Here is a 13,906-nt window from a genome sequence, read left to right as displayed (position 1 = left end):
ATTTTTAGGATGATTAACTCATGACGCAAATGATGCAAACGCCTGCTTCAGCACCAGCCATGCCGTCTCTAACCTGCGGTGAGCTGCTCGTGCAATGGCTAGAGTATTATGGGGTAGAGACGGTATTTGGTATTCCGGGTGTCCATACGGTCGAGCTATATCGAGGTCTACCGAGTACCAGTATTCGCCACGTGACACCGCGTCACGAGCAAGGTGCTGGATTTATGGCTGATGGCTATTACCGTGCATCTGGCAAAGTTGGCGTCTGCTTTATTATCACTGGTCCCGGTATGACCAACATCATGACTGCTATGGCGCAAGCTTTGGCTGACTCTATTCCAATGCTGGTGATATCTAGTGTCAATAAGGTAAAAGATACGGGTAGCGGTGAAGGGCACTTGCATGAATTGCATGACCAACAAGGCATGGTTAGTAAGGTAGCGCTCACCAGCAAAACCATCTGGCAGCCTGAAGCATTACCGAAAGTCATCGCCGAAGCTTTTGCTTTGTTTAATGGCGCGCGTCCGGGCCCCGTGCATATCCAGCTACCTATTGATGTGATTACCGCCAATGCCAGTCATGTCGCCAAGCCTCCTAGCTTGAGTCATATTGCAAAAGGTCAAGATAATACGAATGGCTTGACCTTTCCGCAAGTGATGCGACCGCTGCCCAATCCTGCGCAATTAGATTTGATTGTTGAAACTTTGAAAGCCGCAAAGAATCCCGTGATTCTTTATGGTGGTGGCTGTGTTGACGTCGACCATGATGCACAAAAACTGGCAGAGCTTATCGATGCCCCAACCTTTTTGACCATCAATGCTAAAGGGTTGCTACCACCTAATCATCCGTTGAGTTTGGGTAGCAATCAGTCATTAGATACCGGCCGTGCTGTTATTAGCGAGGCTGATTTAGTATTAGCCATTGGCACTGAGCTGGGTGAGACTGATTATGACGTGTTCTTTAATGGTGAGTTTAAAATCAATGGCACGCTGATTCGCATTGACTGCGATGCTCAGCAATTGCAGCGTCCTTTTAGAGCCGATATCGCCGTATTATCCGATGCGCAAGTGGCTATCAGTGGTCTCTGCACGCGTTTAAAAAATCAAACGCTCGATCATCAAGCAGTAGCGCGAGTAGCTGATGCAAAACAGTCACTTATAGAAAACATGACACCAGATTTTGCGGGTCAAAATGCGCTGCTGCAGCTGATTCGGGATGAGGTAGAAGACGTTATCTTTGTTGGTGATTCGACCCAGCCTGTCTATAGCGGCAACCTTGGCTTTGAAGCGTTGGCAACGCGTCGATGGTTTAACTCATCGACTGGATTTGGCACGTTAGGCTATGGTTTGCCTGCTGCAATTGGGGCTATGATTGGCTCAAACAGTCCGGTGGTTAGCTTGATTGGCGACGGTGGTATTCAGTTTACGATTGCCGAGCTCATCTGCGCCGCTGAGCTTGAGCTGCCGTTAATTGTCCTGCTGTGGAATAACCAAGGCTATGGCGAGATTCGTCGTTATATGGAGGAGGGCGGGTTGCCACTGATCGGGGTTAATATTAAGACGCCGAATTTTGAGCCATTAGCCGCAGGCTTTGGTGCTGGTTATCGTAGAATTACAGCCAAACAGCAACTGCTCGACGCATTGAAAGAAGATATTAAAGGCAAGCAACCTATTATTTATGAAGTTGATGAATCTGATGCATTTCTAACCGAAATGGGTAAGAGTTTTAGTTGTTTTAGTTAAAGGTTAAAGGCAGTGACATTAATAGTAAGAACACTAACAATAGTGAGGCTGGCTATATTAAAGTGTGCTGAATGAAGGACATAAAGAGGCAGATAAAAAACTCATTGCTAAACATGGTATCGATCATACGGTATCGTTATTTATTTAAGAAATTGAAAAACCGAACCATCAGAAATTTACTCATAAGAAACTGAATCGACTCATTCGCTCAACCCAAGGATCGGTCAAAAAGCGAAAGAAACATTGGCGGTCGTCGCCTATCATGGAGGAATAAAATGACGAGTCATATTAGTAAGTCACAGCAGCCAGTTTTAGGAAACAATGCTGTCGATCCCAGAACACCAGAGGGGATACAATGGCGAGCAGCATTGTGGAAATTCCTGTTATTTTCCGCCCTTGGTATCGCCTTATTTATCATTCCATTCCAGTGGGATGGCAAGGTTACTATTTTATTAGGGGTATTGACCGATGCGCTGCAAGGCTGGATAGGCGACTATGTGGTTTACGTGGCCTTAGCGATTGTTACTACCTCCTTTATCGGTGCACTTGCTATTAAGCTGCTACGACCTACTTTGCAGCAAGACTCGATGCTAAAGAAGCTCTTCGATGTTGAATGGTTATGGCTCGCCGCCCGTTTTTTAGGCGCAGTATTTATCTGGATGATCTTTTTACAAGTAGGCCCTGAGTTTATTATTAATCGTAATACTGGCGGCGTTATTTTTGAAGATTTGATTCCGATTTTGATTCCTCTCTTCTTTTTCGCCATCTTATCGTTACCGTTTTTGACCGATTTTGGCTTGATGGAATTTTTAGGGACGCTATCGAGCAAGGTATTTATCAAGCTGTTTAAACTGCCCGGACGCTCAGCGGTCGATGCGATGTCTTCTTGGTTTGGCGCGGCGTCTATTGGTTTGCTCGTGACCATGCAAGAGTATGACAAAAGCTACTATAGCCAGCGTGAAGCGGCGATTATTGCCACGACTTTTTCGGTGACCTCAATTGCCTTTACGTATGTCGTTGCCAAGACTATTGGCGTTGACAATAACTTTGTCTTCTTTTATCTCACCATCGCGTTGACCGGTTTTGTCGCGGCCATTATCATGCCACGTATCCCGCCATTGTCATTAAAGGCCAACACTTACCATTCTGGCAAATGTATGCTAGATGAAGAGATTCCTGCGCAGTATAGTATGCCGCAGTGGGCGCTCAATCGTGCCGTGACGCGTGCGCACTCTATGCCCAGTCTGGCGAGCGTATTTAAGCATAGCGTAAAGAATCTATTTGATATTTATTTCGGCTTAATCCCTGTTATTTTCGCTATCGGCACCATTGGTCTGGGGCTAGCAGAGTACACGCCTGTATTCAACTGGATATCCGCGCCCCTCGTGCCAGTGCTTGAATTGTTAAAGATTCCAGAAGCGGCAGAAGCTGCGCCTGCCATGATTATGGGCTTTGCTGATATGTATCTACCAGCGTTGGTTGGTAAAAGCATTGAAAGTGAGATGACACGATTTATCGTTGGAGCGGCCTCTATTACCCAGATTATTTATATGTCTGAGGTCGGGGCGTTAATTTTGAAATCAAATATCAAGCTCAATGTGTTAGAGCTGTTTATGATCTTCATTCTCCGTACTTTAATTAGCTTAGTTATTATCACCTCAGTAGCCCATCTTTTATACTAGTTAGATATATTGATACTTAGTCAAAATTATCAGATATAACTGATGATTTTGGCTAAGTTTGACGCGATTAATTCTACTTCTACATAGGCTTAACCAATTTTTAGTGGTTGTAAATAATAACTTTTGACTGGTGTTAAGCTATAGTTTATACAATTTAAAAAAGATAAAAAGTGACTGAGTGCCGATGTATATGTAATAACTCAAGCACGCTTAATAGTGTAATTTTTTTATAGTGAATTGACTGTTTTTAAATAGGTTTGATATCAAGCTGATGATGGTTATTTAGTTAAAATCCGACGAAAAATATATGCTACGATTAAATAAAGCAGTGCAATATAGTCAAATAAAATAATGGTGTTCTTTTCACTCTAATGGACTAGATAATAATATGAATATTAACTTCCCTGACCTCGAAAAGCTGATAAAGATAGCTGAACGCTCTAACATAAATTCCTTAGAAGTAACGGATGGTGACGCGCGTATCTTTATAATATGCCGATCTGATGGCAACGAGAGTATCAGTGATAACAACAAGCGCAATCTTGCTAGCACTTCCGGCTCAAAACAGCGAGCGAATATAAGCGCTGAGAGCAATCAAAACGATGTTGGTAATGATGACGCAGTTCTCAATAAAAAAGAGGCAAATGAAGACGCCCAAAAACAAGTAACAGCACCTATGCTAGGCACTTTTTATCGACGCTCAGAGCCTACAGCTGACGAGTTTGTTAAAGTAGGGGATAAGGTAGACAAAGGACAGACGCTATGTATCATCGAGGCTATGAAAATGATGCACGAGGTCAAAGCTGAGTTTCCATGCACTATTAAAGAGGCATTAGTTGATGAAGGTGATGTCGTAGAATATGGACAGGCCTTGTTTGTCATTGAACCAGCCAGCTAAGATTAGCGTACATTGCTTACGTACTATACTTTTTAGGAATATCAGCTTAGGAAAATCGACATGTTCTCAAAAATCTTAATTGCTAACCGTGGCGAGATTGCCTTACGCATTGTGCGAGCTTGTAAACAGTTGGGTATCGGGTCAGTCATAACCCATTCGGAGGCGGATAGAGACTCGCTACCAGTCCGCCTCGCCGATGAGAGGATATGTATTGGTCCTGCTAATGCGACACACAGCTACCTAAATCAAAGAGCGATTGTCTCTGCGGCAAAAATGACCAACGCCGACGCCATTCACCCGGGCTATGGGTTTTTGTCCGAAAATGCAGAATTTGCGGATTTGATTGAGAAGTCGGGTCTCGTTTTTATCGGGCCGACCGCAGATAATATTAGACAGATGGGAGACAAGGTCGCTGCTAAAAAGCAAATGATTGCCGCGAGTGTGCCTTGTGTACCTGGTTCCGAAGGTGCTTTGCCCGCAGATAGCGATCAGATAATCAAGATTGCAAGTGATGTTGGCTATCCTGTCATTATCAAAGCGGCGAGTGGTGGCGGTGGCCGTGGTATGCGAGTCGTGGAACAAGAGGCTGATTTATTATCCGCTATTTCTATGACGCAAACAGAGGCTAAAGCCAATTTTGGTAGTGCTATTGTTTATCTCGAAAAGTACCTACAAGCGCCGCGCCATATCGAAATCCAAGTGCTGTCTGATACCCACGGCAATGCTATTTATCTAGGTGAGCGCGATTGCTCTATGCAGCGCCGCCACCAAAAAGTAATAGAGGAAGCGCCAGCACCAGGGATTACTGATGAACAAAGACAGCGGATAGGTCAAGCTTGCGCGACTGCCTGCCAGCAAATGAAATATAGAGGGGCGGGCACGTTTGAGTTTTTATATGAAAACGGTGAGTTCTTTTTTATCGAGATGAATACTCGTATTCAGGTTGAGCATCCTATTACCGAGATGGTCACTGGGGTCGATATCGTTCAAGAACAAATACGAGTGGCTGCAGGGTTAGAGCTAGCGCATAAACAAAGTGATATTGTTATCACTGGACACGCTTTTGAGTGCCGTATTAATGCTGAAAACCCTGTTACCTTTTTGCCCAACGCTGGCCGTATAGACTACTGTCATATGCCAGCAGGGCTTGGTATTCGAGTGGATAGCCATATCGAATCAAACTATACCGTTCCACCCTCTTATGACAGTTTGATAGCGAAAATATGCGTGCATGATCATTCAAGGGAAGCGGCGATTGAGAAGATGCAAGCGGCATTATCAGAAGCGCAAATTACAGGCATTGATACCAATATCAGCCTTCACGAGCGACTGTTTAAAGATGAAGCATTTTGTCAGGGTCAAGTAAGTATTCATTATCTGACCGAATGGATAAAAGAGAATATCTAAGTTAAGTTTTAATATCTAAAAATAGATCTGAAGCCGACATGAAAGACAAAGATAACGGAGCGTGTGGTAATGGAATTACAATGGCAGCTATGCAGTGAGACCAATCTAACGTTGTTTTTTCCTAAACCTATAACGTTAGAGAAGCAGCAACAGTGCTGGGCGCTCGCCGACAGCATACAGCAGATGCCAGAAGTCTTAGAAGTCGTCATCGGCATGAATACCCTAAGTGTCTTTACCTTCTCCTTGACATGGATCGAGCTTGAAGCGTTTAAAAATAAACTGTCAGCTCTGCTTGGTGACATTCCTTCAAAAACCATAAACGGTAAGCATATTGAAATTCCCGTACATTATGGCGGCAAATATGGCCCTGATTTAAAAACACTGGCCACTGAATTGGGTCTCTCTGTTGAAGTGGTTGTCAAATTACATACCGAGGCGACCTATACCGTTTACTTCATTGGTTTTCAGCCCGGATTTCCTTATCTTGGCGGCTTATCTGAATCCTTATATTTTCCAAGACATGCGACCCCAAGAACCAAAGTGCCTGCAGGTTCGGTTGGCATCGGTGGTGAACAAACCGGTGTCTATCCTTTTGAATCCCCAGGTGGTTGGCAGCTGTTAGGCCAAACTGATATACCTTTATTTGATTTAACAAAAGCGTCTCCTACTTTGCTTAACGCAGGCGATACCTTGAAATTTACCGCTATTGATATTTATGAATAAAACACCTTTAAATCAGGTATCTGCTAATACAAATAAATAGAGGCTATCAATGAAGATTTTAACCACTAGTGCGCTTGCTAGCATCCAAGACTCGGGACGATTCGGCTACCGAAGCATGGGCGTGGATAGAAGTGGGGTAATGGATAGCTGGGCTTTGCAAGCAGGAAATGCGTTGTTAAAGAACGACCTTAACGAGCCTGCTATCGAAATAGCGGTCGGCAGTCTCACGATACAGTTTGAAGAAGATGTGAGTTTTTGCTTAACGGGTGCGCTGTACGAGGCATATATAGATGATAAGCGCATTCCCTGCTATTGGCGTATTAATGCGCAGGCAGGGCAAACGCTTAAACTGCTGCGTCCATTACAAGGTATGTATACCTATCTGTGTGTACATGGCGGCTTTGATATCGAGCCAGTCCTACAATCGTCCAGCACCAATCTAAAAGCCAGTTTTGGCGGTTTTAAAGGTAGATACCTTAAAGCAGATGATGTTCTAAAAGTGAGAACATCCTCAAGCTTACGGGTTATAGGAGTGGCTCGCCTTGAGCCAACCAATAGGATTAGAGTAATAAAAAACAGTGAGTATGAGTACTTTACCTCTGCCTCAAAAGCCGCGTTTGAATCACAGCAATGGCAACTACAAAGCAGTAGCAACCGTATGGGCTATCGCTTGGATGGTAGCGCACTTGAGTTTAATGAAGCTATGCAAATGAGCTCGCACGGTGTCGATATTGGCATGATTCAAGTACCGCCGCAAGGGCAGCCGATTGTTCTGATGGCTGATGCCCAAACGACGGGTGGCTATCCTAAAATTGCGACGGTAATTAACGCTGATATAGGGTTAATGGCGCAAATTCGGTTTGGTAAAACTTGTCAATTTGTCGTCGTAGAGGTAGAGCAAGCATTGCGTGAGCAGCAAAAAAGACAACACTATATTGAGCAAATTAAGGAGTACGCCCATGAAAGTTGATTTAAATGCCGACGTTGCCGAAGGCTGCGGACAAGACGATAAGCTGATGACCATAGTAAGCTCGGCTAACGTGTGCTGTGGATTACATGCCGGTTCTTATGCCGAGATGCTAATCACCTTACAGTTGGCAAAAGAAAATAATGTCAGGGTAGGGGCTCATCCCAGTCTAGACGATAGAGAGAACTTTGGTCGCAGTGATCAAGTTTTAGACGAAGAAGGCTATCGTGCCTTAATGCGGTATCAGTTGGGAGCGACCAAAGCGCTTTGTGACTTGGTTGGTGTGCCGTTAGAGTATGTGAAACCGCATGGCGCTTTATATAACCAAGCCGCTGCTAATGAATCATTAGCAGATATTCTGGTCAGTGAAATTAAGAATTTTGATTCCAATTTAAAAGTGATGGGTTTGTCGGGTGGCTATCTGGTCAAGTCAGCAAAAAATCATGGTCTAGAGGTGATATCTGAAGTATTCGCTGATAGGAACTATGAAAAAGATGGCTCGCTAGTCTCGCGTAGCAAAGACAATGCTCTAATAACGGACACGGATGAAGCGACCAATCATGTGCTACAAATGATTACTGAAGGGTTTGTAACCAGTGTATGCGGTGAAAAAGTGCCGGTAGATGCCCAAAGCGTCTGCTTACATGGCGACGGTGAACATGCCATTCTTTTTGCTCAAGAAATAAAAAAGCAGTTAGAGTTGAAAGGTATTGAGATATCAGCTTAATATCAGATTAATAATAACTTGAACGACCTACTCTGTATAAAACAAGGATGTTTATGAGTACCTTAAAAAAACACAATACCGCTATTTTAGGTGCCGCTTTTTTGATGGCAACCTCAGCAGTAGGACCAGGGTTTTTGACACAAACCGCCACTTTTACCGAAAGCTTGATGGCAAGCTTTGGTTTTGTTATTTTAATCTCTATTGTCATGGATATTGGCGTCCAGCTTAACGTTTGGCGAGTAGTCGCCGTATCCAAAAAGCGCGCGCAGGAAATTGCTAACTTGGTGTTTCCTGGAGTGGGCTATTTGCTCGCTTTCCTGATTATTGCTGGAGGCTTAGCATTTAATATCGGTAATATTGGCGGCGCTGGGCTCGGTATGCAGTCGATGTTCAATATCTCACCCATTACTGGCGCACTGATCAGTGGGGTAATCGCTGTTGCTATATTTCTAGGCCGCGAAACCGGCCCTATCATGGATAAGTTCACTCAGCTAATGGGCTTTATTTTAATTGTGTTAATTATCTATGTAATGTTTAAGTCTGATCCACCATTAGCTGAAGCAGTTACCAAAACCATTATGCCTGATAAGATAGATGCGGTAGCGATCGTAACCTTAGTAGGCGGTACGGTTGGTGGTTATATTACTTTCTCTGGTGCTCATCGGTTGTTAGAAGCAGGCGTCAGCGGAGAAGAAAACCTAGACTCTGTGACCAGAAGCTCGGTCTCTGGCATTTTGATTGCCTCTGTTATTCGCGTCTTCTTATTCCTTGCTGTCTTGGGCGTGGTCTCCAAAGGTATCGCGTTAGACCCCTCAAATCCAGCAATGTCGCCTTTTCAGTATATCCTAGGCAATACTGGTAAAGTTGTTTTTGGTATGGTGATTTGGGCGGCCTCAGTGACCTCTGTTATTGGCGCTGCGTATACTTCCGTATCTTTTATGACCAATTTTCATCCCTTTATCGAGACCCATAAGCGCTATTTTATTATTGGTTTTATTGTCATCTCGACATTCGTCTTTGCCACTATCGGCAAGCCAGCTCAAGTACTTGTATTAGTCGGGACGTTAAATGGCTTAGTACTACCTATCGCTATGGTGATTATACTTATTGCGGCCTATAGAAAAAATATCGTCGGTAATTATAAGCATCCTGTTTGGATTGCTGTCTTTGGTTGGTTAATTGCTATTGCGATGAGTATTCTAAGCGTGATGACTATCGCTCAATATCTTGGTATCAGTTAAGGAGTTTATGATGGATATAGAACAAGTGGCACGGGTGGTTAAACTCGTTGAAAGCAGCCAACTGTATAAAGTAACGATTGAAGATAATGGGCAGTCAGTTACGGTAGTTAATAACGTAAACCAGCAGAAGACTGCCAGCCCTGTAAAATCAAAGATTATCCAAAACAGTACGGATAAAAACAGTGCAGATCAAAATGCTGCAAACCTTGATAGTGCTCTATCACAGGTACGCGCGACGCATGTTGGTCGGGTTTATTTAAGTGAAGATGGTGCAACTGATCATTTAGTTAGCAAAGGCGATCAAATTAAAAAGGGTCAACCGATTTGCTATATTGAAGAATTGACTCGACTGCTACCTGTGGTCAGTGACAAAGAAGGGGTTGTGAGCGATATATTAGTTGAGAATGGGCAAATTGTTGAATACGGGCAGCCTATTTTAGCTTTGGAATTATATTAAAATGATCGTTAGGATCATCGATGATTAGGCGAGCTTAGCATGTGAAGTATGGCTTACATGCTTTAGCTAATATACATATTACTCTCAATATTATTCTTCATATGCAGTAGACGCGGGGCAATGTCTTCTTCTAGTTTAGTACGACTAAGAACAAAACTAGGTGCGCCGCAATTAAAAGTCAGTAAGCCCTCAGTTGGATGCATGATGGCAGTGGCGACAGCGTTGACGTCTTTTTGCCATTCACTAATCGAAAAGCAATAACCATAGTCGTCATAATCTCTAAAGGCTTTATCCAGTCCGCGTCTAATTTTCAGCCAATCATCTTTATACTTACTACGGATGGCATCAAGGATAAATTCTTGCTCAGCAGCGGGCATACTGGCTAAACACGCACGTCCCATTGAGCTTAAATGAATGGGTAGGTATGAGCCGACATTACGTCGCATGGTAGTCGTCCCAGACCCTTGTACGACATTGAGATATACCATCCTCAGGCGATCACGGGTTGCCATAGCGACCGCACTATTGGCATAATCTGCCAGTTCTTCCATATAGGGGGTGACTAAATTGTTGATAGAGATATTCGCCATCATCGTATAGCCAAACCCTAAGACACCGGCAGAAAGCTGATATTTACTACTGTTGGTCGATTGCTTTAGATATCCTAACTTCACAAGAGTATAAGTCAGACGCGTAATTGTCCCTTTAGGCAGCCCAGTTAATTGGCTTAAGTCTTGATTACCCAGATAAGGGCGCTGCGGGGTAAAACAACGCAGCAGCTCTAGCCCGCGTGCCAAAGCGGTAATGAACTGCCTATCGTTTTTATCTCTCATGTCACTAATCGGCTCTAACAGCTCAATATGTGTTGATTTATTAGAGTCTTCATCAGCAAGGATATTAGTTGTCATATACGATTTGTTGCTCTTAGTTAAATTGATTTAAATAGCATAGAATTCACTACTTTTAGGGCGTGTCTTCAATTCACTCGATAGTCATCTAAATGGGCTAAAAATGGCTAAATTTTGCCAAACATCGTCAAATAGCTGGTTAATATCCCGATATTATCTGCACTATTTTTCTTGTTTGACGGCAATTTATCTCATTTTTATCACCATTTTTGAAATGAAGACACGCCCTAGTACTTTGCAAGCCAATAGTTGTACACTGATAGTAGTTTGTTGCTTTTAATAACACTCTATTAATGTACATTGAAATTATTAACATAGCTATTATAAATATAAAGTATTTCGCTATGCGGTATATATGTACTCAATAGTATTACGCCTTCTGTGGATCATATTGCTGTTCTTTGATGAACAACGTTGGAATAAGACCACATAAGAAATACGCGCCTGCCATAAGTAACAGACCTGCGCCGATAGAGTTTTGCATAGCCATATAACCAATGGCAACTGGTGCAATAACTGAGCCCAGTCGTCCGATATTGAACGCACCGCCAATGGCCGTACCTCGAATAGCGGTAGGAAAGCTTTCCGTCAAGTAGGTGGCATTGATCGCATAAGGGATGCCGTATAAGAAACCAAAGGTTATCATTAACCAACCGATGTTCTCTGGAGTATGCATATAGACTAACACTGGAATAAATAGCGCTGTGCCCATAGTGCCGAAGGCAAATACTATTTTGCGACCAATTCTATCAGCCACTAAACCTGCCACGACTTTAGCAAACATCATCGTCAAGTAAGTACCCGCCATATATAGTGCCATCTCCTTAAACTTGATACCCAGTTCAGTTTCTAGATAAGACGGTAGCCAGTTACTTACACCGAAATAACCAAATAGTAATAGCCCTGAACTCATGGACCATAAAATGAACATGATGCGATGTTTTGGATTTTCAAAGATGGCTTTATAAGGGTTTTCAGGTTTTGTGAGTGAGTTTTTCGTACCACTAAGTTTGAGAGCACGAGCCTCTTTCCAAGAATTTGGTTCAGGGATAAGGAAATACATCGATATCGAGAGAATGATAGGTAAGAATGTTAAGAGATATAAGGTACGCCAACCATAGGTAGGAATAATCCAAGCCGAAATGCTTGTGATCACTAAAGACCCTAATGTAAAACCTGTCATCAGTGCTGCAAGTACCGTCGTTCGATGTTTGGTAGGTACCATTTCAGACATCAGGGTATTAGTGGCAATATATAAACTGCCAAGACCCAAGCAAGCGGTGAATCGCAATGCTACAAACTGCTCGTAGCTCTGTACAAAGCCACTAAAACCAGATAACACAGAGAACATCGCTGTCGCAATCACGATAACACGTACTCGGCCAAAACGATCACAGGCCCAACCACCGAAAAATCCACCGATGGCCATGCCAAATAACGACCAACTCCCCAAAGCACCCGCTTGTATATTGGTCAATCCAAACTCTAGCTTGAGACTTGACAGGGTAAAGGCGAGAATCCCAATATCAGCCCCATCACATAACAGCACTAGAAAACAAAAAAAGAAGGCCAATTTCCAAGGTTGCTTTTGGATAGAGCTTGAGCTTGGAGTTGACGTTATAGCAGCACTTTTCACAATGTATATCCTTATTGTTGTGAGAAAGAAATTTTATGGTAACAGCGATATAAACCAGATATCTGCGTCCTAGCAAATACCTCGATATGCTTTGATAATGTAAATACCTTTTAATAATCAAATAAATAGCATTCAAATAAATGACAACTACTCGCTAACTTCTTTAATCATATTGCGGGCAATAATGATCTGCTGGATTTGGGTCGTGCCTTCATACAAACGATATAAGCGCACATCACGATAAAAACGTTCAATGCCATAATCGGCAATATAACCAGCACCGCCATGAATTTGCACGGCTCTATCAGCAACACGGCCACACATTTCGGTGGCAAACATCTTGGCACATGACGACTCGGTAACGACATCTTTGCCATCATCGCGCAAGCGTGAAGCATCTAATACCATCGATTTGGCCGCATAAATCTCTGCTTTTGAATCAGCAAGCATCGCTTGAATCAGCTGAAAATTGGCAATGGGTTGACCAAACTGTTTACGCTCGACGGCATAGCGTAGCGCGTCATCTAACATGCGAGTGGCTGCGCCTGTACTCGCTGCAGCGATATGTAAGCGGCCTTTATCCAGAACCTTCATGGCGGTTTTAAAACCTACGCCTTCTACACCACCAATCAAAGCATCAACAGGTACGACGCAGTTATCAAAAATGACATCACAAGTATGTGCGCCTTTTTGCCCCATTTTTTTGTCGATTTTACCAAGTGTAATACCAGGGGTGTCGCTCTCAACAATGAATGCTGAAATACCGCCCGATCTTTTGTTTTCGGGGTCAGTGCGTGCCATCACAGTAAATATACCGGCTTGAGGGGCATTGGTGATATAACGCTTGGTGCCGTTGAGTACGTAAGTATCGCCGTCTTTAATTGCAGTGGTTCGCAGCGATGCCGCATCGGAGCCTGACTCAGGTTCGGTCAAGCAAAAAGAGCCGATAATTTCACCGCTGGCCAGTCTTGGTAGGTATTTTTGTTTTTGCGCTTCAGTACCATCGATGACCAGACCAGAGGAACCAATACCGTTATTAGTGCCTATTAATGAGCGAAAAGCAGGTGAGGTGCGCCCTAACTCAAATGCCAATGTGACCTCTTCTTCCATCGTAACGCCAAGTCCACCGTACTCTTCAGGAATGGTCAGTCCAAATAGACCCAACTCACGCATCTGACTAATAATCTCTTCTGGCAGGCGGTCATTTTCTGCCACCCAATCTTCTTTTGGTATTAGTTGGTTATTCACAAATTGACGAATAGTTTGGACGATATGGTCGAGTACTTCCTTATCTCTAATCATGTAGTTCTTCCTTGTTGAAATAATATCTAATATTGCTAATAGGGACTTTATGGTTAATTCGAACAAACAGCATAATCGATACTTTATTAAATTACAATACTTTTGGTTTAAAAAACCGCAATGCGGTATTTATAAAAGAAGTAAAGTATTAATGATCTATCTATTTATCAATTTAACTGGCTTTGACTCTTCACAAAAGAAAATAAACAGTATATA

The 13,906-nt window shown here is 43.1% G+C and carries 12 protein-coding genes; 9 read left to right on the top strand and 3 right to left on the bottom strand.

Annotated elements, in window-relative coordinates; translation table 11 throughout:
* Positions 1 to 20 precede the first annotated feature (20 nt).
* The 9 genes from HQR03_RS08745 (at position 21) to HQR03_RS08705 (ending at position 9,844) form a co-directional block, all read left to right on the top strand.
* Positions 21 to 1,742, top strand: coding sequence for a 5-guanidino-2-oxopentanoate decarboxylase (locus tag HQR03_RS08745; RefSeq protein WP_173239905.1), 1,722 nt, complete (start codon positions 21 to 23; stop codon positions 1,740 to 1,742).
* 275 nt (positions 1,743 to 2,017) lie between these two features.
* Entirely contained in the window at positions 2,018 to 3,424 is a 1,407-nt protein-coding gene (locus tag HQR03_RS08740) for a YjiH family protein (RefSeq protein WP_173239904.1), read from the top strand.
* Between the two features lie 388 nt (positions 3,425 to 3,812).
* Positions 3,813 to 4,322, top strand: a complete 510-nt coding sequence (gene accB / locus HQR03_RS08735) for an acetyl-CoA carboxylase biotin carboxyl carrier protein (protein WP_173239903.1) — start codon at positions 3,813 to 3,815, stop codon at positions 4,320 to 4,322.
* Positions 4,323 to 4,382: 60 nt separating this feature from the next.
* Entirely contained in the window at positions 4,383 to 5,729 is a 1,347-nt protein-coding gene (gene accC, locus HQR03_RS08730; RefSeq protein ID WP_173239902.1) for an acetyl-CoA carboxylase biotin carboxylase subunit, read from the top strand.
* A 69-nt stretch (positions 5,730 to 5,798) separates the two neighbouring features.
* The gene (pxpB, locus tag HQR03_RS08725) at positions 5,799 to 6,452 is read left to right on the top strand and encodes a 5-oxoprolinase subunit PxpB (protein WP_173239901.1); all 654 of its coding nucleotides are present in this window, start codon (positions 5,799 to 5,801) and stop codon (positions 6,450 to 6,452) included.
* 49 nt (positions 6,453 to 6,501) lie between these two features.
* Positions 6,502 to 7,422: a 5-oxoprolinase subunit C family protein gene (locus HQR03_RS08720; protein WP_173239900.1), complete on the top strand. Its 921-nt coding sequence runs from the start codon at positions 6,502 to 6,504 to the stop codon at positions 7,420 to 7,422.
* Positions 7,412 to 8,146, top strand: coding sequence for a 5-oxoprolinase subunit PxpA (gene pxpA / locus HQR03_RS08715; protein WP_173239899.1), 735 nt, complete (start codon positions 7,412 to 7,414; stop codon positions 8,144 to 8,146). The genes HQR03_RS08720 and pxpA overlap by 11 nt, the downstream gene beginning before the upstream one ends.
* A 53-nt stretch (positions 8,147 to 8,199) precedes the next feature.
* On the top strand, positions 8,200 to 9,387 hold the full coding sequence (locus HQR03_RS08710) for an NRAMP family divalent metal transporter (protein ID WP_173239898.1): 1,188 nt from the start codon (positions 8,200 to 8,202) through the stop codon (positions 9,385 to 9,387).
* A 7-nt stretch (positions 9,388 to 9,394) separates the two neighbouring features.
* Entirely contained in the window at positions 9,395 to 9,844 is a 450-nt protein-coding gene (locus HQR03_RS08705) for an acetyl-CoA carboxylase biotin carboxyl carrier protein (RefSeq protein ID WP_244952008.1), read from the top strand.
* Positions 9,845 to 9,906: 62 nt separating this feature from the next.
* Here HQR03_RS08705 and HQR03_RS08700 read toward each other — a convergent pair whose 3' ends face one another.
* The 3 genes from HQR03_RS08700 to HQR03_RS08690 all read right to left on the bottom strand — a co-directional run bounded on the left by HQR03_RS08700 (position 9,907) and on the right by HQR03_RS08690 (position 13,690).
* Positions 9,907 to 10,752, bottom strand: a complete 846-nt coding sequence (locus HQR03_RS08700; RefSeq protein ID WP_025650885.1) for an IclR family transcriptional regulator — start codon at positions 10,750 to 10,752, stop codon at positions 9,907 to 9,909.
* 370 nt (positions 10,753 to 11,122) lie between these two features.
* Positions 11,123 to 12,388 carry an MFS transporter gene (locus HQR03_RS08695; RefSeq protein WP_101212060.1) on the bottom strand — a complete coding sequence of 422 codons (1,266 nt, stop codon included), beginning with the start codon at positions 12,386 to 12,388 and terminating at the stop codon, positions 11,123 to 11,125.
* 147 nt (positions 12,389 to 12,535) lie between these two features.
* Positions 12,536 to 13,690 (bottom strand): acyl-CoA dehydrogenase family protein, encoded by a 1,155-nt coding sequence (locus HQR03_RS08690; protein WP_173239897.1) that lies wholly within the window; start codon positions 13,688 to 13,690, stop codon positions 12,536 to 12,538.
* Between the last annotated feature and the right edge of the window lie 216 nt (positions 13,691 to 13,906).

This window comes from Psychrobacter okhotskensis (genome assembly GCF_013248965.1).
GTDB lineage: Bacteria > Pseudomonadota > Gammaproteobacteria > Pseudomonadales > Moraxellaceae > Psychrobacter > Psychrobacter okhotskensis.
The sequence above is the reverse complement of the archived record's forward strand: the minus strand, read 5'-3'. Positions and strand labels throughout refer to the sequence as shown.